This is a genomic window from Streptomyces sp. NBC_01214, assembly GCF_026340975.1.
Lineage (GTDB): Bacteria > Actinomycetota > Actinomycetes > Streptomycetales > Streptomycetaceae > Streptomyces.
Genome location: NZ_JAPEOS010000002.1, coordinates 2121872 through 2146682, shown reverse-complemented (window position 1 = coordinate 2146682; position 24811 = coordinate 2121872). Strand labels below are relative to the sequence as shown.

25 protein-coding genes are annotated in these 24811 nt (G+C 71.2%); 10 read left to right on the top strand and 15 right to left on the bottom strand.

The annotated features are described in order from the left end of the window. Positions 1-3: 3 nt before the first annotated feature. Complete coding sequence (locus OG594_RS34440) at positions 4-621, bottom strand: dihydrofolate reductase family protein (protein WP_266606297.1); 618 nt, start codon at positions 619-621, stop codon at positions 4-6. Between the two features lie 205 nt (positions 622-826). Beyond that, positions 827-1318, bottom strand: a complete 492-nt coding sequence (locus OG594_RS34435) for a hypothetical protein (protein WP_266606296.1) — start codon at positions 1316-1318, stop codon at positions 827-829. A 234-nt stretch (positions 1319-1552) separates the two neighbouring features. Here OG594_RS34435 and OG594_RS34430 point away from each other — a divergent pair, with 234 nt between their 5' ends. Beyond that, a complete protein-coding gene (locus OG594_RS34430; RefSeq protein ID WP_266606295.1) occupies positions 1553-2290 on the top strand; it encodes a 3-oxoacyl-ACP reductase family protein in 738 nt (245 codons plus the stop codon). A gap of 203 nt (positions 2291-2493) precedes the next feature. Here OG594_RS34430 and alc read toward each other — a convergent pair whose 3' ends face one another. Together alc and allB are read right to left on the bottom strand one after the other, a co-directional pair. Then, the gene (gene alc, locus OG594_RS34425; RefSeq protein WP_266606294.1) at positions 2494-3612 is read right to left on the bottom strand and encodes an allantoicase; all 1119 of its coding nucleotides are present in this window, start codon (positions 3610-3612) and stop codon (positions 2494-2496) included. Positions 3613-3615: 3 nt separating this feature from the next. Next, the gene (gene allB, locus OG594_RS34420) at positions 3616-4959 is read right to left on the bottom strand and encodes an allantoinase AllB (protein WP_266606293.1); all 1344 of its coding nucleotides are present in this window, start codon (positions 4957-4959) and stop codon (positions 3616-3618) included. Between the two features lie 328 nt (positions 4960-5287). On the opposite strand from allB, the gene OG594_RS34415 reads away from it, so the two are divergent. Beyond that, entirely contained in the window at positions 5288-6091 is an 804-nt protein-coding gene (locus tag OG594_RS34415) for an IclR family transcriptional regulator (RefSeq protein ID WP_030010955.1), read from the top strand. 164 nt (positions 6092-6255) lie between these two features. Here OG594_RS34415 and OG594_RS34410 read toward each other — a convergent pair whose 3' ends face one another. Beyond that, positions 6256-6960, bottom strand: a complete 705-nt coding sequence (locus tag OG594_RS34410; RefSeq protein ID WP_266606292.1) for an ABC transporter ATP-binding protein — start codon at positions 6958-6960, stop codon at positions 6256-6258. Next, complete coding sequence (locus OG594_RS34405; protein ID WP_266606291.1) at positions 6957-8045, bottom strand: ABC transporter permease; 1089 nt, start codon at positions 8043-8045, stop codon at positions 6957-6959. Before OG594_RS34405 ends, OG594_RS34410 begins: the two co-directional genes overlap by 4 nt. 134 nt (positions 8046-8179) lie before the next feature. Here OG594_RS34405 and OG594_RS34400 point away from each other — a divergent pair, with 134 nt between their 5' ends. The 3 genes from OG594_RS34400 (at position 8180) to OG594_RS34390 (ending at position 10657) form a co-directional block, all read left to right on the top strand. Further along, positions 8180-9439, top strand: coding sequence for a sensor histidine kinase (locus OG594_RS34400; RefSeq protein WP_266606290.1), 1260 nt, complete (start codon positions 8180-8182; stop codon positions 9437-9439). Then, complete coding sequence (locus tag OG594_RS34395; RefSeq protein WP_266606289.1) at positions 9436-10071, top strand: response regulator transcription factor; 636 nt, start codon at positions 9436-9438, stop codon at positions 10069-10071. Before OG594_RS34400 ends, OG594_RS34395 begins: the two co-directional genes overlap by 4 nt. A gap of 112 nt (positions 10072-10183) precedes the next feature. Next, complete coding sequence (locus OG594_RS34390; RefSeq protein WP_266606288.1) at positions 10184-10657, top strand: hypothetical protein; 474 nt, start codon at positions 10184-10186, stop codon at positions 10655-10657. Positions 10658-10697: 40 nt separating this feature from the next. Here the strand turns inward: OG594_RS34390 and OG594_RS34385 are convergent, their stop codons facing one another. Continuing rightward, on the bottom strand, positions 10698-12185 hold the full coding sequence (locus OG594_RS34385; RefSeq protein WP_266606287.1) for a PLP-dependent aminotransferase family protein: 1488 nt from the start codon (positions 12183-12185) through the stop codon (positions 10698-10700). A 237-nt stretch (positions 12186-12422) separates the two neighbouring features. On the opposite strand from OG594_RS34385, the gene OG594_RS34380 reads away from it, so the two are divergent. The 4 genes from OG594_RS34380 (at position 12423) to OG594_RS34365 (ending at position 17072) form a co-directional block, all read left to right on the top strand. Next, the gene (locus tag OG594_RS34380; protein WP_266606286.1) at positions 12423-13058 is read left to right on the top strand and encodes an NTP transferase domain-containing protein; all 636 of its coding nucleotides are present in this window, start codon (positions 12423-12425) and stop codon (positions 13056-13058) included. Positions 13059-13310: 252 nt separating this feature from the next. Then, the gene (aceB, locus tag OG594_RS34375; protein ID WP_266606285.1) at positions 13311-14930 is read left to right on the top strand and encodes a malate synthase A; all 1620 of its coding nucleotides are present in this window, start codon (positions 13311-13313) and stop codon (positions 14928-14930) included. 190 nt (positions 14931-15120) lie between these two features. Then, positions 15121-16398 carry a GDSL-type esterase/lipase family protein gene (locus OG594_RS34370; protein WP_266606284.1) on the top strand — a complete coding sequence of 426 codons (1278 nt, stop codon included), beginning with the start codon at positions 15121-15123 and terminating at the stop codon, positions 16396-16398. 176 nt (positions 16399-16574) lie between these two features. Beyond that, entirely contained in the window at positions 16575-17072 is a 498-nt protein-coding gene (locus tag OG594_RS34365) for an SRPBCC family protein (protein ID WP_266606283.1), read from the top strand. A 27-nt stretch (positions 17073-17099) separates the two neighbouring features. On the opposite strand, the gene OG594_RS34360 is transcribed toward OG594_RS34365, so the two are convergent. Next, the gene (locus OG594_RS34360) at positions 17100-17489 is read right to left on the bottom strand and encodes a VOC family protein (protein ID WP_266606282.1); all 390 of its coding nucleotides are present in this window, start codon (positions 17487-17489) and stop codon (positions 17100-17102) included. A 127-nt stretch (positions 17490-17616) separates the two neighbouring features. On the opposite strand from OG594_RS34360, the gene OG594_RS47180 reads away from it, so the two are divergent. Beyond that, on the top strand, positions 17617-18588 hold the full coding sequence (locus OG594_RS47180) for an MTH938/NDUFAF3 family protein (RefSeq protein ID WP_323185377.1): 972 nt from the start codon (positions 17617-17619) through the stop codon (positions 18586-18588). An 87-nt stretch (positions 18589-18675) separates the two neighbouring features. On the opposite strand, the gene OG594_RS34345 is transcribed toward OG594_RS47180, so the two are convergent. The 7 genes from OG594_RS34345 to OG594_RS34315 all read right to left on the bottom strand — a co-directional run bounded on the left by OG594_RS34345 (position 18676) and on the right by OG594_RS34315 (position 24688). After that, entirely contained in the window at positions 18676-20073 is a 1398-nt protein-coding gene (locus OG594_RS34345; protein ID WP_266606687.1) for a nucleobase:cation symporter-2 family protein, read from the bottom strand. A 381-nt stretch (positions 20074-20454) separates the two neighbouring features. After that, positions 20455-21858 carry an 8-oxoguanine deaminase gene (locus OG594_RS34340; protein WP_266606281.1) on the bottom strand — a complete coding sequence of 468 codons (1404 nt, stop codon included), beginning with the start codon at positions 21856-21858 and terminating at the stop codon, positions 20455-20457. A gap of 190 nt (positions 21859-22048) precedes the next feature. Continuing rightward, positions 22049-22972: a factor-independent urate hydroxylase gene (gene pucL / locus OG594_RS34335; protein ID WP_266606280.1), complete on the bottom strand. Its 924-nt coding sequence runs from the start codon at positions 22970-22972 to the stop codon at positions 22049-22051. A gap of 1 nt (position 22973) precedes the next feature. Continuing rightward, entirely contained in the window at positions 22974-23363 is a 390-nt protein-coding gene (gene uraH / locus OG594_RS34330; RefSeq protein WP_266606279.1) for a hydroxyisourate hydrolase, read from the bottom strand. 2 nt (positions 23364-23365) lie between these two features. After that, positions 23366-23887, bottom strand: coding sequence for a 2-oxo-4-hydroxy-4-carboxy-5-ureidoimidazoline decarboxylase (gene uraD / locus OG594_RS34325; protein ID WP_266606278.1), 522 nt, complete (start codon positions 23885-23887; stop codon positions 23366-23368). Positions 23888-24041: 154 nt separating this feature from the next. After that, positions 24042-24440, bottom strand: coding sequence for a helix-turn-helix domain-containing protein (locus OG594_RS34320; RefSeq protein WP_266606277.1), 399 nt, complete (start codon positions 24438-24440; stop codon positions 24042-24044). Beyond that, positions 24437-24688, bottom strand: coding sequence for a thiamine-binding protein (locus OG594_RS34315; RefSeq protein ID WP_078913322.1), 252 nt, complete (start codon positions 24686-24688; stop codon positions 24437-24439). Before OG594_RS34315 ends, OG594_RS34320 begins: the two co-directional genes overlap by 4 nt. Positions 24689-24811 lie beyond the last annotated feature (123 nt).

Sequence of the window (24811 nt, the reverse complement as noted above, 5' to 3'; positions counted from 1 at the left end):
AAGTCAGTCGCCGATCGTGCCGAAGGCGGCCCGCCCCGTCGGCCGGTAGGTGTGGACGGCGGTCCCGGCCGGTGTCGTAGCGGAGTGCGTCATCTCATAGGCGGTCGGCAGCCCGCCGGTCGGGAAGAGCCTGCGCCCGGCCCCGAGGACCACGGGGAAGACCAGCAGGTTCAGCTCGTCCACGAGGTCCCGGGCCAGCAGCCACTGCGCGAGCTGCCCACTGCCGTGCACCTGTAGCTCGCCTTCCAACGCGTCCTTGACCCGGACGATCTCGCCTTGGAGGTGCTCCCCGTCGAGCACGGTGACCGGCCCCCAGGCCGGCTTCGAGAGCGTGGTCGAGGCCACGTACTTGGGCAGCCGGTTCAGGTTGCCCGGGACGGGGTCGGCAGGGTCGTCGTGCAGCGGCCAGTACGAGGCGAAGATCTCGTACGTCTTGCGCCCGAGCAGGAACGCCTCGGCCCGCCCGAACACCTCGGTGATGAACTCCCCCATCCCCTCGTCGGCGAACGGCGCGACCCACCCCCCGTACTCGAACCCGCCGCTGCGGTCCTCGTCGGGCCCCCCGGGCGCCTGCATCACGCCGTCCAGCGTCACGAAGGTGGTCAGTGTCAGCTTCCCCATGGCTCTGCGCTCCTCGCTCGATGGCTCTACGGGTTCAGACTCCCGCCCCCGTCAAAACTCATCGCGCCGCCACGCAAGCCCCTCACCGGTTTCCGCCACCCAGCCCCCTTCGTCCGGCAAGCCCGTGCGGCTTCGGCCCTCGGCCCGGGCCGGGCGCGACCGGAACGCGGGAGGGCCGCTGCACGACCAGGTGACGTCCGGACCCCTATGCGTGGGCTCCGATGATCTCAATCTGCCGACCGATGGCGGCAACGCACTGATGGCTGTTCCGCTCGTCCTCCAGCGTGATGCGACCCCTCAGATGCGACATCAGAACGGATTCGTAGCAAGACGAAAGGATCTCCATCGCGTCCTCGGCGGACAGGAGGTTCGGCGGAGCCTCGAAGAGTCGCACCAGCGTCATGAAGAAGGGCCCAACAGCAGGCCTGACGTGCGCATCTGGCAGATCGTCATAGCGCGCCAGAAAATCCTTGGCGGAACGGGAATCGAACTGCCAATCCGTCGGGTGATCGCGACGGAACGCGATGGCAATCTCAATGAGCGCAGCGTGATCCGGAGGGAAGAACCCTTCGAACGGAGGACCGATCAGCGGAATTGCAGCCTCGATTGCATCGAACGCGAGGTTCGACAGTGTCACCGCGTCCAAGCGTTCAAGCGTGTGCCGGTAGGGCTCGACTTCCCGGTCCCAGAGTTCCATGTCCACCTTTCCCTCGCGCCACTGGGGCGCGTCGCGCAGGTCCCGGACGTACCGGTCGAACCGTGCAGCGTCGTTGTCGTGCGGCGTCGTTGTCGTGCGACTGCTCGTCCGGAGTGAATCCTGCCCGCCGCGCGACCGCGGTGGACGGGGAACGCGAGGTCGGATTGCTGCCAGCGGGGTGGGTCCCGGGCGGATTTGATTGAACCCGCAACCAACCGATGTGGGAGGAACGACATGGACAGCAAGAACACCGTGGCGCTGGTGACCGGTGGGAGCCGGGGGATCGGTGCGGCCGTCGCGCTGCGGCTCGCCGAGGACGGGGCCGACGTGGCGATCACCTACGTCCACGACGCCGAGGCTGCGGCCGAGGTCGTCGGGAAGGTGGACGCGCTCGGGCGACGGGCCCTGGCCGTGCGAGCCGACGTCGGGGATCCCGCGGCCGCCGGTGCGGCGGTCGAGCGGGTCGTGGCGGAGTTCGGGCGGCTCGACGTGCTGGTGAACAACGCCGGTGTGGGCGTGCTCGGGCCGCTGGCGGAGCTGGCCCCGGCCGACGTGGAGCGCGTACTCGCGGTCAACGTGCGCGGGGTGTTCCTCACGACGCAGGCGGCGGCCGGGCACCTGGACTCCGGCGGGCGGGTCATCACCATCGGCAGCTGCATGACCCAGCGGGTGCCGGAGCCGGGCGGGACGCTCTACGCGATGAGCAAGTCGGCGCTGACCGGGTTCAACAGGGCCCTGGCCCGGGAGTTGGGCGGGCGCGGGATCACCGCGAACATCGTGCACCCGGGGCCGGTGGACACGGACATGAACCCGGCGGACGGACCGTACGCGGGGCCGCGGGCGGCCATGACGGCGCTCGGGCGGTTCGGCGCGCCGCGGGAGGTGGCGGCCGTCGTGTCCTTCCTCGCGGGCGAGGAGGCCGCGTACGTGACGGGGGCGGAGTTCGCCGTCGACGGCGGGCACGCCGCGTAGCCCTCCGGCCGGGCGTGCGGGCGGGTCCCGGGTCGGCGCACGCCGGTGGGCGGGTGCGGGCCGAGCGCACGGGGCTCCGCCCCGGACCCCGCGCCTCAAACGCCGGCGGGGCTGGATTCGGGCACGCGCCTCAAACGCCGGCGGGGCTGGAATGCGCAGCGCGCCCCGGGGGTGTCGGCCCCCGGGGCGCGCGTTGCACGGGGCTAGCCGCCCAGTTCCTGGTGGCGGGCGGTCAGCGCCGCCGTGCCGGCCTCCGTCAGGGAGCCGAACAGGCGCAGGCGGGAGAAGCCGCCGTCCGGGAAGATGTCGATCCGGACGTGCGTGCCGACCGCCGGGGCGTCCAGCACGAAGCGGTGGTTGGTGTCGGGCTGCAGGCGGGTGCGCGGCAGGAACTCCGTCCACTCGCCCTCCTCGCCGGTCTTGACCGACAGGGAGGCCCAGCCGGCCGAGTTGCCCTTGAGGTACGCGGTGTCGATCTCGACGGCGCGGATCTCGGACTCGGCGACGAGCTGGTAGCGGATCCAGTCGTTGCCGTTGTCACGGCGGCGCGCGGTCTCCCAGCCGTCGTCCATCTTGCGGGAGCGGCCCGGGTTGATGGTGTTGGTCGGCGGGGAGTAGAAGCGGTTGGAGGCGTCCTGGACGGAGCCGCCGTTCTCCAGGGCCGCCACGTCGAAGGAGCCGAGCGCGTCGAGCCACTTCGGGTCGGGCAGGACCTCGCCGTGGACCCGCAGGCGGGCGATGCCGCCGTCGGGGTGCTGGTTGACGCGCAGGTGGGTGAAGCGCTGCGGGGCGTCCACCTCGAAGCCGTTCGCGGCGTGGCCGCCGACCGCCGTGCGGGGCACGATGGTCGTCCACTTCACGTCGTCGCCCTGGAGCTCCTCCGGGGTCGGCGCGAGGGCGCCCGCCCAGTTGGTGGCCTCGACGGAGACGGCCTGCGGCATGTTGCCGCGGAAGTGGGCGGTGTCGACGACGATGCCGCGGATGACGCCGGGGGCGCCCAGGCGTACGAGCGCCCAGTCGTGGTCCTCGGGGGTCGGCCAGGGCTGGGTGGCCGAGACGCCGCGGCGGCGGCGGGTCTCCCAGCCGTCCATGACCTTGCCCTTGTGGCCGAAGTCCTCGGGGTCGAAGTGCGCGGCCTCGGAGATCAGCAGGTTCTCGCGCTGGGCGAAGAACTCGTCGTTGGCGGCGATGACACCGGCGCCCAGCTCACGGGCGGCGAGGTTCGCGTACTGGGTGAAGGGGAAGTCCGCGGTGCGGTAGTCCGCGTACGGGTCGCCGCCTCCGTACGGGTTCGCGTTGCCGGTGAAGGATTCAATCGCCACTGGTCAGTTCTGCCTTTCGAGGAGGAGGCCCGTGGGCTCGGTCGGGGTGCCGTGGTCGGCGATCTGCGTGCCGCGCAGCCAGGTGGACTTCACGACGCCGTGCAGGGTCTTGCCCGCGTACGCCGTGACCCGGTTGCGGTGGTGGAGCTCGGCCGGGTCCACAGTGAACGTTTCTTCAGGGGCCAGGACGGCGAAGTCGGCGTCGCGGCCGGCCTCGATGGCCCCCTTCTGGGTGAGGCCCGCGAGCTGCGCCGGGGCGGCGGACATCCAGCGGACGACGTCCTCCAGGGTCCGGCCGCGACGGCGCGCCTCGGTCCAGATGGCGGGCAGGCCCAGCTGGAGGGAGGAGATGCCGCCCCATGCCGTGGAGAAGTCGCTGGTCTTCAGGTCCGCGGTGGAGGGCGAGTGGTCGGAGACGATGCAGTCGATCGTGCCGTCGGCGAGCGCGTCCCACAGCAGGTCCTGGTTGGCGGCCTCGCGGATGGGCGGGCAGCACTTGAACTCGCTGGCACCGTCGGGCACTTCCTCGGCGGTGAGGGTGAGGTAGTGCGGGCAGGACTCGACGGTGATGCGGACGCCCTCGGCCTTGGCGGCGGCGATCAGCGGCAGTGCGTCGGAGGAGGACAGGTGCAGTACGTGGACCCGTGCGTTCAGCCGCTTGGCCTGGGCGATCAGGTTGCCGATCGCGGTGTTCTCGGCGTCGCGCGGCCGGGAGGCGAGGAAGTCGGCGTACTTGGGGCCCGGGACGACGGGAGCGGCGTCCAGGTGGTGCGGGTCCTCGGCGTGCACGATCAACAGGCCGCCGAAGCCGGTGATCTCGGCGAGGGAGGTGGCCAGCTGCTCCTGGTCGAGCTCGGGGAACTCGTCCACGCCCGAGGGCGACAGGAAGCACTTGAAGCCGTAGACCCCGGCGTCGTGCAGCGGCGCCAGGTCCTTGACGTTGTCGGGCAGGGCGCCGCCCCAGAAGCCGACGTCCACGTGCGCCTTGGCGCGGGCGACCTCCTGCTTGACGCGCAGGTTGTCGGTCGTCGTGGTGGGCGGCAGGGAGTTCAGCGGCATGTCGAGGATCGTGGTGATGCCGCCGGCCGCGGCGGCGCGGGTGGCCGTCCAGAAGCCCTCCCACTCGGTGCGGCCCGGGTCGTTCACGTGGACGTGGGTGTCGACCAGGCCGGGGAGCAGGACGTCGTCGCCGAAGTCCTCCAGCCGGGCTCCGGCCGGTACCTCGGCCTCGTACGCCAGCACGGCCGCGATCTTCCCGCCGGCGACGGCCACCGAAGCGGCACGCGTCCCCTCGGGGGTGATGACACGCGTCGAGCGCAGTACCAGTTCCACAGCCACGTCGGCCACCGAACCTCCCCATCCAACTTCCACAGAGCGAAATTCAACGTTCTGTTGACGGAGTCTTCCCGGCGATCCGTACCCAGTCAAGAGCGTCCGGACGGACCACTGACACACCGGAACCGCAATTGGATGTTTCCACAGGATGGAATTAAGATTTCGCCATACAGAATGTAGCTACCACCACCGGGAACCGGGCGGATAACTTCCCGAGGACGTCCGCCACCCGGACAAACCCTCTCTGACCGGCGGCGACGACCTCGACCCCGACACTGGGACCGACGCCGACCGCCGGGTAGGCTGCTCCCTTGCCTGCCAGCACCGAAAGGACCGCGCCGTGCCGACGTCCAGCGCCAGCACCACCGACGCTTCCTCGAAGACCCCCGCCGCCAGCGGTGGCGTCCAGTCCCTCGAGCGCGCCTTCGACCTGCTCGAACGCATGGCCGATGCCGGGGGCGAGGTCGGCCTCAGCGAGCTCTCCGCCGCCAGCGGTCTGCCCCTGCCCACGATCCACCGCCTGATGCGCACGCTGGTGGCGTGCGGTTACGTACGCCAGCAGCCCAACCGACGGTACTCCCTCGGACCCCGCCTGATCCGCCTCGGCGAGTCCGCGTCGCGCCTGCTGGGCACCTGGGCCCGCCCCTACCTCGCCCGCCTGGTCGAGGAGACCGGGGAGACGGCGAACATGGCCCTCCTCGACGGCGACGAGATCGTCTACGTCGCCCAGGTGCCGTCCAAGCACTCCATGCGCATGTTCACCGAGGTCGGCCGCCGGGTGCTGCCGCACTCCACCGGCGTGGGCAAGGCGCTCCTCGCCCACACCCCGGCCGACGAGGTACGGGCCCTGCTGGCCCGCACCGGGATGCCGGCGGCGACCGAGAAGACCATCACCACGCCCGAGGGTTTCCTCGAGGCGCTGGAGCAGGTCCGCAAGGTGGGCTACGCGGTCGACGACAACGAGCAGGAAATAGGAGTCCGCTGCCTCGCCGTGTCGGTGCCGAACTCGCCGACCGCCGCCGCGATCTCCATCTCCGGTCCGGCGGGCCGGGTCACGGAGGCCGTGGCCGAGTCGTTCGTCCCGATCCTCCAGGGCGTGGCCGCCGAGCTCTCGGTGGCCCTGGCCAACCAGAGCCCCGCCTAGGCCGTCCTCCGAAGGCCCCGGCCGCCCCCGCTTCGAAGCGGGGGCGGCCGGGGCCTTCGCACGTGCCTTCGCGCCGTCGCGCCTTCCCGCCTTCCCGCCTTCCCACCATCCCGCCTTCCCGTCTTGCTGCTTCCTGCTTCCTGCTTCCCGCCTTCGTACGCCGCTCAGGGCGCCGGCACGGTGGCCGGCTCCGGGGCCGGGCCCAGCGTCAGGCTGCCGTCCGTCATCGTCGCCGTACGGTCCATCCGCTCCAGGTGGGCGTGGTCGTGCGTGACCAGCACCGTGGCCGTGGAACGCTCCCGCGTCAGGGTGACCAGCAGGTCGAGGACGGCCGCGCCGCGCTCGTGGTCGAGCGCGCTGGTCGGCTCGTCGACCAGCAGCACGGCGGGCTCGTTCATCAGCGCGCGGGCGATGTTGATCCGCTGCCGCTGGCCGCCGGAGAGTTGGTGGGGGCGCTTGTCGGCCTTGTCGGCCAGGCCCACCGCGTCCAGCAGCTCCAGCGCCCGCCGGCGCAGCGCCCGCGCGGGGCGGCCGGAGAGGTGCGCCATGACCTGGAGCTGTTCGGCGGCGGTCAGCGAGGCCAGCAGGTTCGGCTGCTGGAAGACGATGCCGATCTTCTCCCGGCGCAGGGCCGACTTCTCGGCGGGGCCGAGCTCCGTGGTGTCCTGGCCCGCGACGACGACCCGGCCCGCATCCGGTGTGACGAGGGTGGCGGCGACCGCGAGCAGGCTGGACTTGCCGGAGCCGGACGGGCCGATGACCGCCGTCAGGGTGCCGGCGGGCACCTCCAGGCCGACCGCGTCGAGGGCCGTGAGCCGGCTCTCGCCGTCGGGGTAGGTCAGCGTGACGTCGTGGACGAGGAGGGTCATCGGGCGCTCCCGAGGGCGGTCAGCGGGTCGACGGCGGTGATCCGCCGGATGGACAGCGCAGCGCCCAGCGCGCCGAGCAGGATCATGATCACGGCGGGGACGAGCACGGTGGCGGCGTCGAGGACGAAGGGCACGGGGCCGCCGCTGATCAGCGCGCCGAAGCCGGCGGCGAGCGCCGTGCCCAGCCCGGTACCGATGGCGAGCATCACGACGGCCTGGCCGAGGGCGTCCTTCAGCAGGTACGGGGTGGAGGCGCCCAGTGCCTTCAGGACGGCGACGTCCCCGCTGCGCTGGATCGTCCACACCGTGAAGAAGGCGCCTATCACCAGGGCCGAAATGGCGAACAGGAAGCCGCGCATCAGCTGGAGCGAGCCGTTCTCGGCCTGGTACGAGCCTATGGCGCCCAGGGCCTCGTCCACGGTCTGCACCTTGGTCGCGGCAGCCCTATCCGCCGCGCCGAGGTCCGTGCCGCCGCCCCCGGAGACCGCGACGACGGTGGCGAGGGTGTCGATGGAGGTGCCGGGGTTGCCGATGCGCTGCCAGTCGTTGAGGTCCATCCAAACGACCGGGGTGTGGCTGTAGGCGGCGGTCCCGGACACGCCCGCCACGGTCAGTTCCAGCGGGCCGATCTTGAGCTTGGCCCCGGCGGTCAGGCCGCCCAGCTCCTTCGCGGCCTTCTCGGTCAGGACCACCTGGCCCTGGGTGAGGCCGGCGTTCCGGGGTGCGAGCCCCCCGGCGGGGTCCACCCCGAAGACCGAGACCGCGGCGGTGCGCTCACCCGAAACGGCGTTGGTGGTGCGGATGCCGAGCGGTTCCGCCGCCTCCACCCCGGCCTGCTCGCGCCAGGCCAGCCAGGCGGACTCGGGCACCTGGGAGTTGGTGAAGGACACCTTCTGGTCCCCGGTGGGCGCGGCGAAGGCCAGGTGCGTGGCGGGCAGACCGGTGATGGCCGAAATGTTCTCCCTGGCCAGTCCGGAGGTGAGCCCGGACAGCAGGCCCACCAGCAGGGTGATGAGCAGCACGACCGAGCCCATGAGGGCGAATCGGCCCTTGGCGAACCGTAGATCTCTCCATGCGACGAACATGTTCCCCACCTTGGTCTTCCGCGTGGACACAAGGCATCGCGCCACAGTAGTGATCCTCGTATCGAAGGGTGCGCCGGGACATCAAACTTTCGGTTGACCGGGTCCGGTCCGCCCCCACTTACGCTGGTCCGGACATGACTGCTCCCGTTTCCTCCGTTCTCCCCGCCACGCGTGCGCTGACGCCCGTGTCCAAAGTGCTGCGGCTGTGCCTGCACGCGCTGCTCTTCGGCCTGCTCGTGCTCGCCGCCGGGCGGGCCGTCACCGATTCCGCGCCCCGGGCGGGGTGGGTGATCGCCGCCTGCGCGCTGCTCGCCGTCGTCTACGCGGGCGGCGTACGGGCCCCCGCGGTGCACAGCTCGCCGCGCGCCGGGGCGCTGTGGCTGGCCGGGCTCGGCGCGGCCTGGGCGGCGCTGCTCGTGGTCTGCCCCGACGGGTTGTGGATCGCCTTCCCGCTGTACTTCCTGGAGCTGCACCTGCTGCGGCTGCGCTGGGGGGTCACGGCCGTCGCGGTGACCGCCTGCGCGGCGATCGCCGGTTTCCTCGCGCACAGCAGCGCGGTGACCCCCGGGGCCTTCCTCGGGCCGTTGCTGGGCGGGGCGGTGGCGGTGGCGACCGTACTGGGCTACCAGGCGCTGTACCGCGAGAGCGAGCGCCGCCGGGAGCTGATCGAGGAGCTGATCACCACCCGGGCCGAGCTGGCCGCGGCCGAGCGGGGTGCGGGGATCATGGCCGAGCGGGAGCGCCTCGCCCGGGAGATCCACGACACCCTCGCCCAGGGGCTGTCCTCCATCCAGTTGCTGCTGCGGGCCGCCGAGCGGGCGCTGCCCGAGGGGGCTCCGGCCCGGCCGCACATCGCCCGGGCCCGGGAGGCGGCCCAGGAGAACCTCGCCGAGGCGCGTCGCTTCGTACGGGCGCTCACCCCGCCGGACCTGGAGCACGGGTCGCTCGCGGCCGCACTGGAGCGGCTGTGCGCGGGGGTCCCGGGGCCGCGCGTGCGGTTCTCGCTGACCGGCAGCCCGCGGGTGCTGCCCACCCCGTACGAGGTGGCCCTGCTGCGGATCGCGCAGTCGGCGCTGGCCAATGTGGTGCGGCACGCGCGGGCCGGGCGCGCCGAGATCACCCTGACGTTCATGGACGCCTCGGTCACCCTGGACGTCGTCGACGACGGACACGGCTTCGACCCCTCGTCGGTCGCCTCCGGCTCGGGCGACGGCGGCTTCGGGCTGCCCGCCATGCGCTCGCGCGCCGAGACCCTGGGCGGGCTGTTCACCGTGGAGTCCGCCCCCGGGCAGGGCACCGCCGTGGCCGTCACCCTGCCGCTGCCCCTCGAAAACCTCGAACGCGTCGAGCCGACGGCACGCGCAGAACGTCCGGACGTCGTGGAGGCCCTGTGACCATCCGTCTCCTGCTCGCCGACGACCACCCCGTGGTCCGCGCCGGGCTGCGCGCGGTGCTGGACACCGAACCGGACTTCGCGGTGGTGGCCGAGGCGGCGACGGCGGAGCGGGCGGTGGAGCTGGCCGCCCGTGAACCGGTGGACGTGGTGCTGATGGACCTCCAGTTCGGTCCCGGTCCCGGTATGCACGGCTCCGACGCGACGGCCCTGATCACCGCCCGCCCGGGTGCGCCCCGGGTGCTGGTGCTGACCACGTACGACACCGACGCGGACATCCTGGCGGCGGTGGAGGCGGGCGCCTCGGGCTACCTGCTCAAGGACGCCCCGCCGGAGGAGCTCGCGGCGGCCGTCCGGACGGCCGCGGCGGGCCAGTCGGCGCTGGCCCCGGCGGTGGCGCTGCGCCTGATGGACCGGATGCGGACACCGGCGGAGGCGCTGACGAAGCGGGAGCTGGAGGTGCTGCAACTGGTCGCGGACGGCCTGTCGAACCAGCAGATCTCCAAGAAGCTCTTCCTCAGCCAGGCCACGGTCAAGTCCCACCTGGTGCACGTCTACGCCAAGCTCGGCGTCGACTCCCGCACCTCGGCGGTGGCTGCGGCCGCCACCCGCCGCCTGATCCGCACCCCGTAGGGGGCTGGCACCAGGGCGGACAGGCGGGGCTGCAGGCGGGTGCGCGGCGCGCGCCGGCGGGAGCATCGGGGGTGTCGAGCCTTCGGGTCCCCGGAACGAGAGCGAGCCCGCGATGCCTGCCACCTCCCTCCCCGCGCACCGTGCGGCCGGGCGCCGCGGCCCCGGCCCGGCGCCCGCCGCCGTCCGGGCCGCCTTCGCCCTCTGGGTCACGGCCGTGGCCGCGGGCGCCTTCGAGACCGCGCTGATGGTGGACCGGGCTCCGGCCGAAGGGATCGGTGCGGGTCTGGCGGTGCGCCTGGCCGTGTTCACCGCCGCCGTGCTGGTCGCCCTGCGCATGCGCCGCGGCGCCGGCTGGGCCCGCATCACCCTGGCGATCGGCCTCGGGGTCCTCGGCACCGCCTCGCTGGTGGTCGAACCGCTCGGGTACCTCCTCGACGGCGGGTCGCTCTCCGGCGCGCTGGCCCGTGCGGACGCCCTGGAGCGGGTCTTCGGCATCAGCAGGACGGTACATCTGGCGGCCGTGCTGACGGCGGTGGCGCTGATGTTCCGCCCGGCGGCGAACCGGTACTTCCGCAGGTCCGCTTAGGGGGTCCCCTGCGGAGCCGGCCGGGCCCGCACCGCACCCCCTACGCGACCCAGTGCGGCCGCTCCACCGCCGGCGGGAGCGGTACCCCGTCGCGGAAGGCGCTCGCGAGGCGGCGGACGCCCTCGTCCAGGCGCTCCGCGGGGAGCGTGTACGGGATCCGGAGCCGGTGCTCGAAGGTGCCCGGGTCGACCCCGAAGCGCGCGCCGCGGCCGATGTGGACCCCGGCCGCGGCGGCCCGCTCGGCCAGGGCGGAGCTGACCGGCTCGCCCAGGTCGACCCAGAGGGAGAGGCCGCCGGGCGGGACCTGCCAGGACCATTCGGGGGTGTACCGCTGGAGCGAGGCCACCAGGGCCTCGCGCTGGCTCCTCAGGTGCGCGAGGCGGGCGGGCAGTTCCCGTTCCATGCCGTCCAGCAGCGGGAGCGCGACCAGTTGGTCGAGCACCGAGCCGGTCATGTCGGCGGAGACCCGCACGGCCGTCAGCTCCGTGATCATCTTCGCGGTGGCCCGGACCCACCCCACCCGCAGCCCGCCCCAGTGCGTCTTGCTCAGTGAGCCGATGGTGATCACGTGGTCCGCGCCCCCGCGCGGGGCGAGGGAGGCCAGCGGCGCGGGGGCGGGCACGTCCAGCGCGATGTCGGCGATCGTCTCGTCGACGACCAGCCAGGTGCCGGTGGCACGGGTCGCCGCGAGCAGCCGCAGCCGCTGCTCCGGCGGCATCAGCGCGCCCGTCGGGTTGTGGAAGTCGGGGATCACGTACGCCAGCCTGGGCACGGTCTGGCGCAACGTGGACTCGGCTATTTCCATGTCCCAGCCCGCGTCGGAGACGGCGATGGATCCGGTGCGCAGTCGTGCGTGGCGCAGGGCGTCGAGGGCGTTGGCGTAGGTCGGGTTCTCCGTCACGACCCGGTCCCCGGCCCGGCAGAGCAGGCTGACGACCAGCGAGAAGGCCTGCTGGGCGCCGGCCGTCACCAGGATCTGCTCGGGGCGCGTGGGGAGCCCGCGCCGGGTGAACCGGTCGGCGACGGCGGTGCGGAGGTCGGGCAGGCCGAAGGGGTGGTAGCCGGGGCTGCGGGCGAACCGGGGCAGGAGGGGCGCCGCCCGGGCGAAGGCGTCGGCGAGGCTGCCCTCCGGTGCGCCCATGGCGGCGATGGCGAGGTCGACACCGGGGTCGCCGTCGGCGCTGTAGCCGCCGGCGCCGAGGAGGGCGTGGGCTCCGACCGGGCGGTGGCCGTCGGGCAGTTCCGTCCAGGTGCCGGAGCCGCGCCGGCTGCGGACGTAGCCGCTCTCGCGCAGCAGGTCGTAGGCGCCGGTGACGGTGGCCCGGCTGGCGCCGACCGCCTCGGCGAGTTCGCGTTCGGCGGGCAGCCGGACGTGCAGGGCGATGCGTCCGTCGAGGATCAGCGTGCGGACGGCGTCGGCGAGCGCCCGGTAGCCGGGGCGGGCCAGGACCTCGGCGGGCAGCAGGGCCGCGAGCTGACGGCTGCCGATGGTTCTGTCCGCTGTCTGGACCACTCGCCCGGTTGCCATGCCAACCTCCCCTGATTGGCTCTGACGGCCAGGCCAATCGAGGACCAGACTCGCTGTATTGGCCCTCGATTGGCAAGGAGATCCCGAGATGCTGACCGACCGTGACGAGCGTGTCCTGCTGGCCGCCACCGAGAACCGGATCGCCCGTCCGCTGCGCATCGGGGCCGCGCTGGCCTCGGTACGGCGCGCCCTGCTACGGCGGTCACCGGATCGCACGCAGCGGCGAGAATCGGTGACATGCCAGCCAACGACCACACACCGTCCGATCCACCCCTGATCCCGGCTTCCCCCCCGATCGCGGGCCTGCTCCTGGCCGCCGGCGGCGGCCGCCGGCTCGGCGGGCGGCCCAAGGCCCTGCTCCCCTACCGCGGCCGCCCGCTGGTCGAGAACGCCGTACGGGTCCTGCGCGAGGCGGGTTGCGGCCCGGTGCACGTGGTGCTCGGCGCCTCGGCGGCCGAGGTGCGCGAGCGCGCGGACCTGGCCGGCTGCGTGGTCGTGGACAACCCGGACTGGGCGCAGGGGATGGGCTCCTCGCTGCGGGTCGGCCTCACCTCCCTCGCCGGTACGGGCGCCCGCGCGGCCCTGGTCTCGCTGGTGGACCAGCCGGGCATCGGCCCGGCGGCGGTGGCCCGGGTGCTGGCGGCGTACCGCTCCCCCACCAGCCTGGTGGCGGCGGCGTACGACGGGGAGCGCGGCCATCCCGTGCTGTTCGGCGCGGACCGCTGGGCCGACATCGCCGCGACGGCGACCGGCGACAAGGGCGCGCGGGTGCATCTTGCGCGACATGCCGAGGAGCTCATGCTGGTGGAGTGTGCGGACATCGCGGAGGCCTTCGACATCGACACGCCGCCCGACCTGGCACGACTCCTCTGAGCACGGCGTGACCGCCTTGGCACTGAGGGCCACCGAGAAGCGGAATCTGTCGACTCAGAGAATCTCGACATCAACAAACCATTGAACTTCCACCATGAGGAAATTACTATCCACTGGTCAGAAGCGCCCTGAACCCCCAGACGGCGCCCGCGACCGTATTGCGGAACTCTCCACACCCGACGGCACTGCGTGCCGTCTCGCGCGAGCATTCCCCCGCGGCCGCCAGGCACCGCCGCTGAAGGAGTGACAGATATGTCCGCACCAGCGCCGTCCCCGCTGGCCATCGTCGACGCCGAGCCCCTGCCCCGGCAGGACGAAGTCCTCAACCCAGCGGCCCTCGCCTTCGTGGCCGAGCTCCACCGGCGGTTCGCCCCGCGCCGTGCCGAGCTCCTCGCCCGCCGCGCCGAGCGCCGTGCCGAGATCGCCCGGACCTCCACCCTCGACTTCCTCCCGGACACCGCACAGGTCCGCGAGGGCGACTGGAAGGTGGCGCCGGCCCCGGCCGCGCTGAACGACCGCCGTGTGGAGATCACCGGTCCGACGGACCGCAAGATGACCATCAACGCCCTGAACTCGGGCGCCAAGGTCTGGCTCGCCGACTTCGAGGACGCCTCCGCTCCCACCTGGGAGAACGTCGTCCTCGGCCAGCTCAACCTCATCGACGCCTACGAGCGTCGCATCGACTTCACCGACCCGCGCACCGGCAAGGCGTACGCGCTGAAGCCCGCCGACCAGCTCGCCACCGTCGTCATGCGGCCGCGCGGCTGGCACCTGGAGGAGCGTCACCTGCGGTTCGAGGGCGGCCCGACCTCCGGCGCGCTCGTCGACTTCGGCCTGTACTTCTTCCACAACGCCAAGCGCCTGATCGAGCTCGGCAAGGGCCCGTACTTCTACCTGCCGAAGACGGAGTCCCACCTGGAGGCCCGCCTCTGGAACGAGATCTTCGTCTTCGCCCAGGACTACGTCGGCATCCCGCAGGGCACCGTCCGCGCGACCGTCCTCATCGAGACGATCACCGCCGCGTACGAGATGGAGGAGATCCTCTACGAGCTGCGCGACCACGCGGCCGGCCTGAACGCGGGCCGCTGGGACTACCTCTTCTCCATCGTGAAGAACTTCCGTGACGGCGGCGAGAAGTTCGTCCTGCCGGACCGCAACGCGGTCACGATGACCGCCCCGTTCATGCGGGCGTACACCGAACTGCTGGTCCGCACCTGCCACAAGCGCGGCGCGCACGCCATCGGCGGCATGGCGGCCTTCATCCCCTCCCGCAAGGACGCCGAGGTCAACAAGGTCGCCTTCGAGAAGGTCAAGGCCGACAAGGACCGCGAGGCGGGCGACGGCTTCGACGGCTCCTGGGTCGCCCACCCCGACCTGGTGCCGATCGCGATGGCCTCCTTCGACGCGGTGCTCGGCGAGAAGCCGAACCAGAAGGACCGGCTGCGCGAGGACGTCTCGGTGGCACCGGGCGAGCTCATCGCGATCGACTCCCTGGACGCGCGGCCGACGTACGAGGGCCTGCGCAACGCGGTCCAGGTCGGCATCCGCTACATCGAGGCGTGGCTGCGCGGCCTCGGCGCCGTCGGCATCTTCGGTCTGATGGAGGACGCGGCCACTGCCGAGATCTCGCGCTCGCAGATCTGGCAGTGGATCAACGCGGGCGTCGTGTTCGAGAACGGCGAGACGGCCACGGCCGAACTGACCCGCAAGATCGCGGCCGAGGAACTGGCCGCCATCCGCGCCGAGGTCGGCGAGGAAGCCTTCACGTCCGGCAAGTGGAACCAGGCCCACGACCTCCTCCTCCAGGTGTCCCTGGATGCGGACTACGCGGACTTCCTGACCCTCCCCGCCTACGACCAGCTGGTCGGCTGATACCCGGATTCGACTGAAACGCACAGCGGTCGAAGCCTGCCGGCTCCGCCCCCGCCGCCTCACGGCGCGGGGGCGGAGCCGTTTGCGTTCCACAACAGGAAGAACCGGGTCCCGAACGACCGGTCGGTCGTTACTCGTTCGTAACGTGACTGTACCTAGCGGTAACAAGTGGGCCCGTGTCACCTTTCCGATGCCACCGGCCGGCGGTACCCCCACTTCCCAGCCACGCGACACAGTCGTCGCCGACTTCGGCGTGGCCGAACGCAGGAGTTCCGCCGTGATCGGATTCCGCAACGTCAGCAAGGACCGGGACCGCAGTCGGGTGCGACGGCTCGCCGGGGCCGCAATGGCCGTGCCGCTCGCCGCCGGCGCACTGTTGGCCGGCGGGGCGGGCACCTCCGCCGCCAGCCCGGGGACCGGGCCCACCGCCGTGGTGTCCATGGGCGACAGCTACATCTCCGGCGAGGCCGGGCGCTGGAAGGGCAACAGCCTGACCAACAGCGGCAGTCGGAACGGTACCGACCGGGGCTGGGTCAGCGGCAGCACCTACGACCCCGCCAAGGTCTACGGGACCACCGTCGGCGGATGCCACCGCTCCGACTCCGCCGAGGTGCGCAGCGCCGGGGCGATCGCCGACGTCGCCGTGAACCTCGCCTGTTCCGGGGCGGTTTCGGACAACGTGTTCCGCGCCTCCAACGGCGGCGTCGCCTACAAGGGCGAGGCCCCGCAGGCCGATCAGCTCGCCGCGGTGGCCGCGAGCCACAACGTCAAGGTCATCGCCCTGTCCATCGGCGGCAACGACCTCGGCTTCGCCGACATCATCACCGACTGCGCGCTCGACTTCGTCCTCTGGAACTCGTACTGCTACGACGACCAGCAGTCCGGCGTCGACCAGAAGATCGACGCGGTCATGGGCAAGGTCGGCAAGTCCGTGGACGAGATCCGGGCCGTGATGCGCACGGCCGGGTACGCGGACTCCTCGTACCGGATCGTGCTCCAGTCCTACCCGTCGCCGATCCCGCGCGGCGCGGAGAACCGGTACACGCAGAGCGACTGGAGCCGGCTCAACACCGGCGGATGCCCCTTCTGGAACCGGGACTCGGACTGGGCGCGGGACTCGCTCGTGCCGCAGATAGCGAACCGGATCAAGGGCGTCGCGGCGGCCAAGGGCGTGCAGTTCCTGGACCTGCGGGACATGATGCAGGGCCGCGAGGTGTGCGCGAAGGCGAGCAAGCAGGTGAGCTCCACCGTGCCGGCCTCGGCGAAGACGAGCGAGTGGGCGCGCTGGATCGACAACAACGAGTCGCAGGGGCTGATCCAGGAGTCCATGCACCCGAACTACTTCGGCCAGCTGGCCGCGGGGCGCTGCCTGGCCCTGGTCGTCGCCCAGCCCGCGAGCTCCGGCTTCAGCTGCAAGAACACCGCGGGCGGGGACCAGACGGGCATGTTCTTGACCCCGGCCTCCTGAAGGGGCCCGGCCGTCGGGGCTGCACCGGGCGACGCGGCCCGGTGCAGCCCCGTGGAGCCCGTTCGGGTCAGTGGGACTGCGCGAAGGGCCCGTCGGCCCGAGTCTGGGAGGGACGGACAGGGCGACGGACCGCGGGCCCGACGCGGCGCGCCGGATCCGGAAGGAGCGTGATCGGCGTGGCCCGCAACCGCCGCCTGATCCTGAGCACGCCGTCCGAGGTCTGGCGCCTGCTGTCCGACGGCCACCGCTACGGCGAATGGGTCACGGGAACCCAGCAGGTCCTCGCCGCGGATCCGCACTGGCCGGACGTGGGGGCCCGGCTGAAGGTCCGGGTCGGCTCCGGCCCGCTGACCCTCGACGACACGTGCGTCGTGCGCCGGTGCGAGCCGGAACGCCGTCTGGAGCTGGAAGCCAGGGCGGAACCCTTCGGCGCGGCCCGCATCGCCATGCGCCTGGAACCCTGGGGCGAGAACACCCTCTTCACGCTGGACTGGCATCCGCTGCGGGGACCGGGCACCCGGATGCACGGACTCCCCGTGGACTACATCGTCGCCATCCGCAACGGCATGATGCTGACGAAGCTCGCCAGGATCGCCGTCCGCGAGCACACCGACGCCGAGGGGGCGCAGGCGCCGCGGGGGCCGCAGGCACCGCGGGGGACGGCACGTCGCTGATGTCCCCGGCACGACGTGCCGTGCAGGTCACCGGTCGGGGGCCGTCAGCACCGACAGGATGTTGCCCGCCGGGTCCTTGAACCAGGCGATGGTGGGCGTGCCGTCCTCGCCGTGCACGATGCCCTTGGCGTCGGCCTCGAAGCCCTCGTAGCGCTCGAACGCGACGCCGCGCGCGGTGAGCTCGTCCACGGCCCGTTCGACGTCGTCCACGGGGAAGTTCAGGATCGTGTAGGTCGCGGGCCGGTGGTCCTCCTTCGGGTAGACCATGACCGAGGTGCCGCCCGCGAGGTCGAGGCGGAGCAGGCCCATCGCCTCGTCCCGGGACACGCTCAGGCCGAGGGTCGTGCCGTAGAACGCCTCGGCCCGCTCCAGGTCGTCGACGGCGAATCCGCTGAATGCCCTGCTGTTTTCGAACATGCCTGTTCCTTCGTTCCGGGGCACCCCCCTTCCCATGGTCCCCCCGGTCCGGCCGGGCGTCGATTCCGCGGGCCGGGGCCCCGGAAATCGGGTGATCGGCGCGAGGGGGGCTGGCATGCTCGGGCGCATGGCAGCCCGCAGCGCACGTCCCAGTCTCTACATCTCCGTCGACATCGAGGCCGACGGACCCATTCCCGGACCGTATTCGATGATCAGTTTCGGGGCCTCGGTCGCGGGCCGCCAGGACGGTGCCTCGTATACGGCCGCCGATCCGGAACGACTCACCTTCTACCGGGAGTTGCGGCCCATCAGCGAGGAGTTCGTGCCCGAGGCACTGGCCGTGAGCGGGCTGGACCGCGACCGCCTGGTGCGGGAGGGCGCCGATCCGGCGGTGGCCATGGCCGAGTTCCGCGCTTGGGTACGGGAGGTGTCCGCGGGGGCGCAGCCGGTGATGTGCGGCTACCCGGCCTCCTTCGACTGGACCTTCCTCTACTGGTACTTGATCCGGTTCGGCGGGGACAGCCCCTTCGGGCACTCCGGCTGTCTGGACATGAAGACCCTCTACGCCACGAAGGCGCGGGTGCCGCTGCGGGCGGCGGTGAAGGGCCGGATGCCGCGCGAACTGCTGTCGCGCCGCCGCCACACGCACCACGCCCTGGACGACGCGATCGAACAGGCCGAGCTGATGAGCAACTTGATGCTGTGGGCTCCTCCCCCGGTGCCCGCCCCGGCCGCCGACCGGTCCCCCCTCATCACCCACCTCTCGTGGGGCCGCATCGAGGCCGAAGGGCTCGCCCCCGGCAAGGACTTCAAGCTCTACCCGGGCGGTGGCCGCCCCTGGGACTGGTCCGAGCACGGTACGCGGCACGATCCCGGCATCTCCCCGGCGGAGGTCCGCGAGTTCCTCGACCTCGGGGTGTCGGCGGTCGTGCTCAGCCGGGGCATGGAAGGGCGTCTCGGGGTCGTACCGCAGACGCTGGAGGTGCTCCGGGCGGCCGGGGTCGAGGTGCACGTGGCGGAGACGACCGGGGCCGTGGAGATCTACAACCGGCTGGCCCGGGACGGCCGGGTCGGCGGCCTCTTCCACTCGACCTGCTGAGCGGGGCGCGCAGCGGCGGCGCGCACGCCACACCCGCAGTGGGTGGCGTGCGCGCCGCCGCTGCGTGCGTCCGGGCGGGGGCGGGTGTCAGTGCGCCGGTACCGGGTCGGCCGCGGCCCCCGAGGCCGCGCCCTTGCTGGCGCCGAGGTGGTTGAAGGCCAGGTTCAGCAGGATGGCCACCACGCACCCGGTGCTGATGCCGGAGTCGAGGACGACCAGGAGGTCCTTCGGGAAGGCGTGGTAGAAATCCGGCGCGGCGATCGGGATCAGTCCGATGCCCACGGAGGCGGCGACGATCAGGGCGTTCTCGCCCTTCTCCATGGCCGCCCCGGCCAGGGTCTGGATGCCGCTGGCCGCGACCGAGCCGAAGAGGACGATGCCGGCGCCCCCGAGGACCGGCAGCGGGACCACGCCGATGACGGAGGCCGCCATCGGGCACAGGCCGAGCAGGATGAGGATCCCGCCGCCCGCGGCGACGACGAAGCGGCTGCGCACCTTGGTCATGGCGACCAGCCCGATGTTCTGGGCGAAGGCGCTGCACATGAACCCGTTGAACAGCGGGCTGATCGCGCTGCCGAGGGTGTCGGCGCGCAGGCCGCCCTCGATGGTCTTCGCGTCCGCCGGACGGCCCACGATCTTGCCCAGCGCCAGGATGTCGGCGGTGGACTCGGTCATGCAGACCAGCATGACGATGCACATCGAGATGATGGCCGCGACCTGGAACTGCGGGGCGCCGAAGTGGAAGGGGCTCGGGAAGCCGACCACCGACGCGTTCTTGACGGCGTCGAAGCTGGTCATGCCGAGCGGGAGGGCGATGAGGGTGCCGGCGACCAGGCCGAGGAGGATGGATATCTGCTGGAGGAAGCCGCGCAGGAACTTGCGCATCAGCAGGACGATGACCAGGGTGGCGGCGGCCATGCCGATGTTCTGCACGGAGCCGTAGTCGGTGGAGGTGCGGTTCCCGCCCTGTGACCAGTTGAAGGCGACGGGCAGGAGCGAGACGCCGATGAGGGTGATGACCGTACCGGTCACGACCGGCGGGAAGAAGCGGACGAGTTTGCCGAAGTAGGGGGCGGCGAAGAAGCCGAGGATCCCGGCGACGATGATCGCGCCGAATATGACGGGGATGGCGTCGGCCCCCTCCCCCCTGCCGATCGCGATCATCGGGGTCACACCGGCGAAGGAAACGCCGTTGACGAAGGGGAGTTTGGCGCCGATCTTCCAGAACCCGAGGGTCTGGAGGAGGGTGGCGAGGCCTGCGGTGAAGAGCGAGGCGCCCATCAGGAAGGCCGTCTCGGTGGCGGAGAGCCCGACGGCCGGCCCGACGATCATGGGCGGGGCCACGACACCCGCGTACATGGCGGCCACGTGCTGGAGACCGCTCGTGAACATCTTCAGCGGAGGCAGGGTCTCATCGACCGGATGCTTTTCCTCCGGTACTGCGACTGCATCTGCATCTTTGCGAAACCTGGGCGCCTGGGCCACGGCTTCCTCCGTTCGGTTGAACACGCCGGCAGGGGGCGTGGTGTCTTGGAGGTGGTGCGAAAGCGGTGCGAGTCGAGCCTGTGTGCAGTTGTGGTGGTGCGATGACTTGTCCCAAGGGGTGCGGAAACGATTCGCCCGATCATCGGTTCCGCGCTGCGGTCCAGCTCGGGACCCGGTACGAGTACGAGCCGGACCCGATCGTGAGCTGGAGGTGCCGCGGCAACGGCGCGGTGCGCACGCCGCGGGCAGGTTGCACGAGTCACCGCCCCCGGGGCGCCTTCGGATTTCCTCAGGCGCTACCCGGGAACGGCTGCCCACGGACCCCGCTCGGGTCCGCGGCCGCCGGCCGGGGGCCGTCCCCCCCGGCCGGACTCCGTGGGATCAGGCCTGCGCGGAGATCCGCGCGAGGCGCTGGGCCTCTTCCCGCGTGGACACGGCGATGGCGTCCTCGTCGGCGAAGAGGAGGCGGTTGTTCTCGACGATCTGCTTGCCGCCCACGAACGACGCGGTGACCGGGGCCGCCGCACCGAAGACCAGCGCGGTGACCGGGTCGGCGATCGAGGAGTGCAGGAAGGTGTTCAGGTTCCACAGGACCAGGTCGGCGCACTTGCCGACCTCCAGCGAACCGATGTTGTCGGCACGACCGAGGACCTGGGCGCCGCCGTACGTACCGAGGCGCAGGGCCTGGCGCGCGTTCAGGGCGCGCTCGCGGTGGACCGGGTTCAGACGGTTGATCAGCAGCGCGTTGCGCAGTTCGGTGTGCAGCTCACCGGACTCGTTGGAGGCGGTGCCGTCCACGCCGAGGCCGACCGGGACACCGGCGGCGAGCATGTCCGGGACGCGGGCGATGCCGGCGGCCAGACGGGCGTTGGAGGACGGGCAGTGCGCCACACCGGTCTTGGTGCGGGCGAACGCGGCGATGTCGGAGTCGTTCATGTGGACGCTGTGCGCCATCCACACGTCCTCGCCGAGCCAGCCGGTCGACTCGAAGTAGTCGGTCGGGCCCATGCCGAAGAGCTCGTGGCAGAACTTCTCTTCCTCGACGGTCTCGGAGCCGTGCGTGTGCATGCGCACGCCGAGGCGACGGGCCAGCTCGGCGCCCTGCTTCAGCAGCTCGGTGGAGACCGAGAAGGGGGAGCACGGGGCGACGGCGACCTGGGTCATCGAGTCGAAGGAGGCGTCGTGGAACTTCTTGACGGTCGCCTCGGTGTCGGCGAGCGCGCCTTCGAGGGTCTCGACGGCGTGGTCCGGCGGAAGGCCGCCGTCCTTCTCGCTGCGGTCCATCGAGCCGCGGGCGAGGGTGAAGCGGACACCCATCTCGGACGCGGCGCGGATGATCGAGCCGGACAGGTCGCCGGAGCCCTTGGGGAAGACGTAGTGGTGGTCCATCGCGGTGGTGACGCCGCCCTTGGCCATCGCGGCGAGGGAGCCCTGCGCGGCCGTGTACGTCATCTGCTCGTCGATGCGCGCCCACGTCGGGTACAGCGCGACCAGCCAGTTGAAGAGGTTGTGGTCGGTGGCCAGACCACGCGTGATCCACTGGTAGAAGTGGTGGTGGGTGTTGACCAGACCGGGGGTCACGAGGTGCCCGGTGCCGTCGATGCGGCGGACTACGTCGTCGAGGTTCTCGGGGGCCTTGCCCGCACCGATGGACTCGATCCGGTTGCCGGCGATGACGATGTGACCCGAGGCGTACTCGGTGTCGTTCGCGTCGACGGTCGCGATCGCACAGTTCTCGATGACGATGCGCAGGGCGGCGCTGTCATGGGCTGCCGATGCTGCCATGGGACTTCCTCGTGCTTTCAGTGGCGGTGCGGGCACGGCAAGGCCCAGGAGATTTGAGTGCCGGAGCCGGGGGCCTTGACAGCTGACAGTACTGCCGCCCCGTGTGATACGCCGGGTGCCGATTCAGGAGGCTGTGGGGGTGTCGCGCGGTCCCGGGGCCACTGCGGAGCCCCGGGGCGCGCGTGCCGCGTCAGAGGTTGGTCATGTCCACGGGGATACGGGCGTCGACGCCGTCCCGGAGAACAGTGGCCTCGATCAGACCGTACGGACGGTCCGCGGCGAAGTACACCTCGTTGTCGTTCTTGAGGCCGAAGGGCTCCAGGTCGACCAGGAAGTGGTGCTTGTTCGGGAGCGAGAAGCGGACCTCGTCGATCTCCGAACGGTGGTTGATGATGCGCGAACCCATCTGGTACAGGGTCTGCTGCAGCGACAGGGAGTAGGTCTCCGCGAAGGCCTGCAGCATGTGCTTGCGGACCTCGGCGTAGGACTTCTCCCAGTTGGGCATCCGCTGCTCGTCGTCCGACCAGTTGAAGCGCCAGCGGGCCGACACCTGGGTGGCCAGGATCCGGTCGTAGGCCTCCTTCAGCGTCGTGTACTTGTCCTTCACGTAACCCCAGAACTCGGAGTTCGTGGAGTTCATGACGACGAGGTCCTTGAGGCCGGAGATGACCTCCCAGTTCGTACCGTCGTACGTGATCTGGGTGACGCGGGTCTCCACGCCCTGGCGGACGAAGGAGTGGTTCACCTCGTCGGAGCCGATGAACTTGGAGTTGGCGTCCGAGGTGGCGATCCGGTCCCAGGCGTACTCCTCGATCCGGATGCGCGCGCGCTTGATCGGCTCCTGGCTGGTGACGAACCAGCGCGCCAGGTGGATGCCGAACTGCTCGGCGGACTCGATGCCGTACTCCTTGGCGAACGCGTACACCGTGTTCTTGGTGGTGTCCGTCGGAAGGCAGTTGGCGTTCGAGCCGGAGTAGTGGACGTCGTCCATGTCGCCGGAGAGGGCGACCGAGACGTTCAGGTCCTTGATGTGGTGCGTGTCGCCGTCCCGCGTGATCTTGACGACGCGGTTCTCTGCTTTGCCGTACTGGTTCTGGCCCAGAATCGTGGCCATGCTAGCTCCCTCGGTAAACGGAGTAGCCGAACGGGTTGAGCAGCAGCGGTACGTGGTAATGCTCGCCCGGGTTCACCGCAAAGGTGAGGGTGACCTCGGGGAAGAACGCACCGCTGTCCCTTACGCGGGGGGCGTCCTGCTGCGCCTCGGCTTGCTTCTTCTCGAAGTACGTCTCGGTCTCGAAATCGAGACGCACGTGTGTGGTGCCCTCCGGCAGCGCCGGCAGGTCCTTGCAGCGCCCGTCCGCATCGGTGGCGGAGCCGCCCAGGGCCGCCCACTCGCCGCGCAGACCCGTACGGGCCGACAGGGAGATGGCGACGCCCTCGGCGGGCTTGCCGATGCTGGTGTCCAGGATGTGCGTGGACACCGACGCAGTGGTCTCGGTGCTCATGGTCACGCTCCTTCTGCTTCTGCGCGTTCGACGAGACGGGTGAGGCGGATCTTGTTGATCTTGACGAGCTCGCCGCGGGCGATCTCCCGCTCCTGCTCCGGCGAGTTGTCGATCCGGACCTTGACCGCGTCGCGCATGAACTCACCGGTCGCACCGGTGGCACAGATGAGGAAGACGTGGCCGAACTTGTCCTGGTAGACCAGGTTCAGTTCGAGGAGCTCGTTCTTGAGCTCCTCCGAGGCACCGGCCATGCCGCGCTGCTCGCGGGCGGAGGTCGGGTCTCCCGGCTTCGGCCGGCCGATCGGCGCGTGGCCTCCCATCGCTTCGCCCAGGTCGTCCGCGGTGAGCTCCGCCATGGCGGCTTCGTTCGCGGCGAACAGGGACCCTGCGGTGGCGAAGGGGCGCTGGGCGAGCATCTTGCTCCCCCACGCCGAGCTGGCGCACACCTCGTGCAGCTCGGCCGTGGCCTCGCTGTCGTCCAAGGCGTTGAACCGGGTGAGACCCGGGGTCGGACTCGAAGTCACGGTAGGCCTCCGTGGCCTGTTGTTGCTTTGACGGGCTGCGCATAGCTAACGCCCTCGACAACACGGCGTCAACACTTTGTTGAAACTTCCCGTACACAAAAGCCGCCGCCCGGGTGAATTGGGCGGCGGCTCGTCACCGCGAGTCAGCCAGCGTTCACTCCTGGCTGCTCTTGCCTGCCCCCTTCGGGGCGCCCGAATCCCGGTTCAGGTAGTTGTAGACGGTGAAGCGGCTGACGCCCAGGGCGCCCGCGACCGTTTCCACGCCGTGCCGCACGGAGAAGGCGCCCCGCGCCTCCAGTATCCGCACCACGTCCTGCTTGGACTTCCGGTCGAGCTGGGCCAACGGCACGCCGTACCGGCGCTCCAGGGCCGCCAGGATGTGGTCCAGCGAGTCCGAGAGCTGCGGCAGGCGCACGGCCAGCAGGTCCTGCCCCTCCCAGGTGAGCACGACGTCGTCGGGCTGCGCCAGGGCGGGATCCATCAGCTCGCCGCCCATGGCGTCCACCAGCGGCTTGACCGCGGTGACGAAGGGGTGGTCGCGGGGCTCGGTCATGACATCTCCTCCCCGATCACATTGACCTGGAGCGAGACGCGCGTGGCGCCGGCTTCCAGGGAGTCGCGCAGCAGCGCCCCCACCGCGGCCAGCACCCGGTCGGCCTCGCCCTCGGCGGTGTTGCCGAACGGGCCGACGTCCACCGCGTCCAGCTGGGCCTTCTGGATGACCTCGCGGGCCGCCACGGCATGGGCAGGAGCCTCTTCCAGATCGAAGGGCTCGGTCGTGAACTCCACTCTCAATCGCACGCCGTCAAGCTACCCCGCGGTCTCGATTTTTCGGCAGTCCGCACTTGACATCCACGCGGAACCCCATGCAGTCTTCCATCAAGCAGAAAATAACTTCCGCAATACGGAAGGAGCGCACACCCC

Excerpts from the sequence above, each read along its gene's own strand:
- OG594_RS34440 (WP_266606297.1), bottom strand. The coding sequence starts at position 621 with ATGGGGAAGCTGACACTGACCACCTTCGTGACGCTGGACGGCGTGATG.
- OG594_RS34435 (WP_266606296.1), bottom strand. The coding sequence starts at position 1,318 with ATGGAACTCTGGGACCGGGAAGTCGAGCCCTACCGGCACACGCTTGAA.
- OG594_RS34430 (WP_266606295.1), top strand. The coding sequence starts at position 1,553 with ATGGACAGCAAGAACACCGTGGCGCTGGTGACCGGTGGGAGCCGGGGG.
- OG594_RS34410 (WP_266606292.1), bottom strand. The coding sequence starts at position 6,960 with ATGACCCTCCTCGTCCACGACGTCACGCTGACCTACCCCGACGGCGAG.
- OG594_RS34405 (WP_266606291.1), bottom strand. The coding sequence starts at position 8,045 with ATGTTCGTCGCATGGAGAGATCTACGGTTCGCCAAGGGCCGATTCGCC.
- OG594_RS34400 (WP_266606290.1), top strand. The coding sequence starts at position 8,180 with ATGACTGCTCCCGTTTCCTCCGTTCTCCCCGCCACGCGTGCGCTGACG.
- OG594_RS34390 (WP_266606288.1), top strand. The coding sequence starts at position 10,184 with ATGCCTGCCACCTCCCTCCCCGCGCACCGTGCGGCCGGGCGCCGCGGC.
- OG594_RS34385 (WP_266606287.1), bottom strand. The coding sequence starts at position 12,185 with ATGGCAACCGGGCGAGTGGTCCAGACAGCGGACAGAACCATCGGCAGC.
- OG594_RS34380 (WP_266606286.1), top strand. The coding sequence starts at position 12,423 with ATGCCAGCCAACGACCACACACCGTCCGATCCACCCCTGATCCCGGCT.
- aceB (WP_266606285.1), top strand. The coding sequence starts at position 13,311 with ATGTCCGCACCAGCGCCGTCCCCGCTGGCCATCGTCGACGCCGAGCCC.
- OG594_RS34370 (WP_266606284.1), top strand. The coding sequence starts at position 15,121 with ATGCCACCGGCCGGCGGTACCCCCACTTCCCAGCCACGCGACACAGTC.
- OG594_RS34360 (WP_266606282.1), bottom strand. The coding sequence starts at position 17,489 with ATGTTCGAAAACAGCAGGGCATTCAGCGGATTCGCCGTCGACGACCTG.
- OG594_RS47180 (WP_323185377.1), top strand. The coding sequence starts at position 17,617 with ATGGCAGCCCGCAGCGCACGTCCCAGTCTCTACATCTCCGTCGACATC.
- OG594_RS34340 (WP_266606281.1), bottom strand. The coding sequence starts at position 21,858 with ATGGCAGCATCGGCAGCCCATGACAGCGCCGCCCTGCGCATCGTCATC.
- pucL (WP_266606280.1), bottom strand. The coding sequence starts at position 22,972 with ATGGCCACGATTCTGGGCCAGAACCAGTACGGCAAAGCAGAGAACCGC.
- uraH (WP_266606279.1), bottom strand. The coding sequence starts at position 23,363 with ATGAGCACCGAGACCACTGCGTCGGTGTCCACGCACATCCTGGACACC.
- OG594_RS34320 (WP_266606277.1), bottom strand. The coding sequence starts at position 24,440 with ATGACCGAGCCCCGCGACCACCCCTTCGTCACCGCGGTCAAGCCGCTG.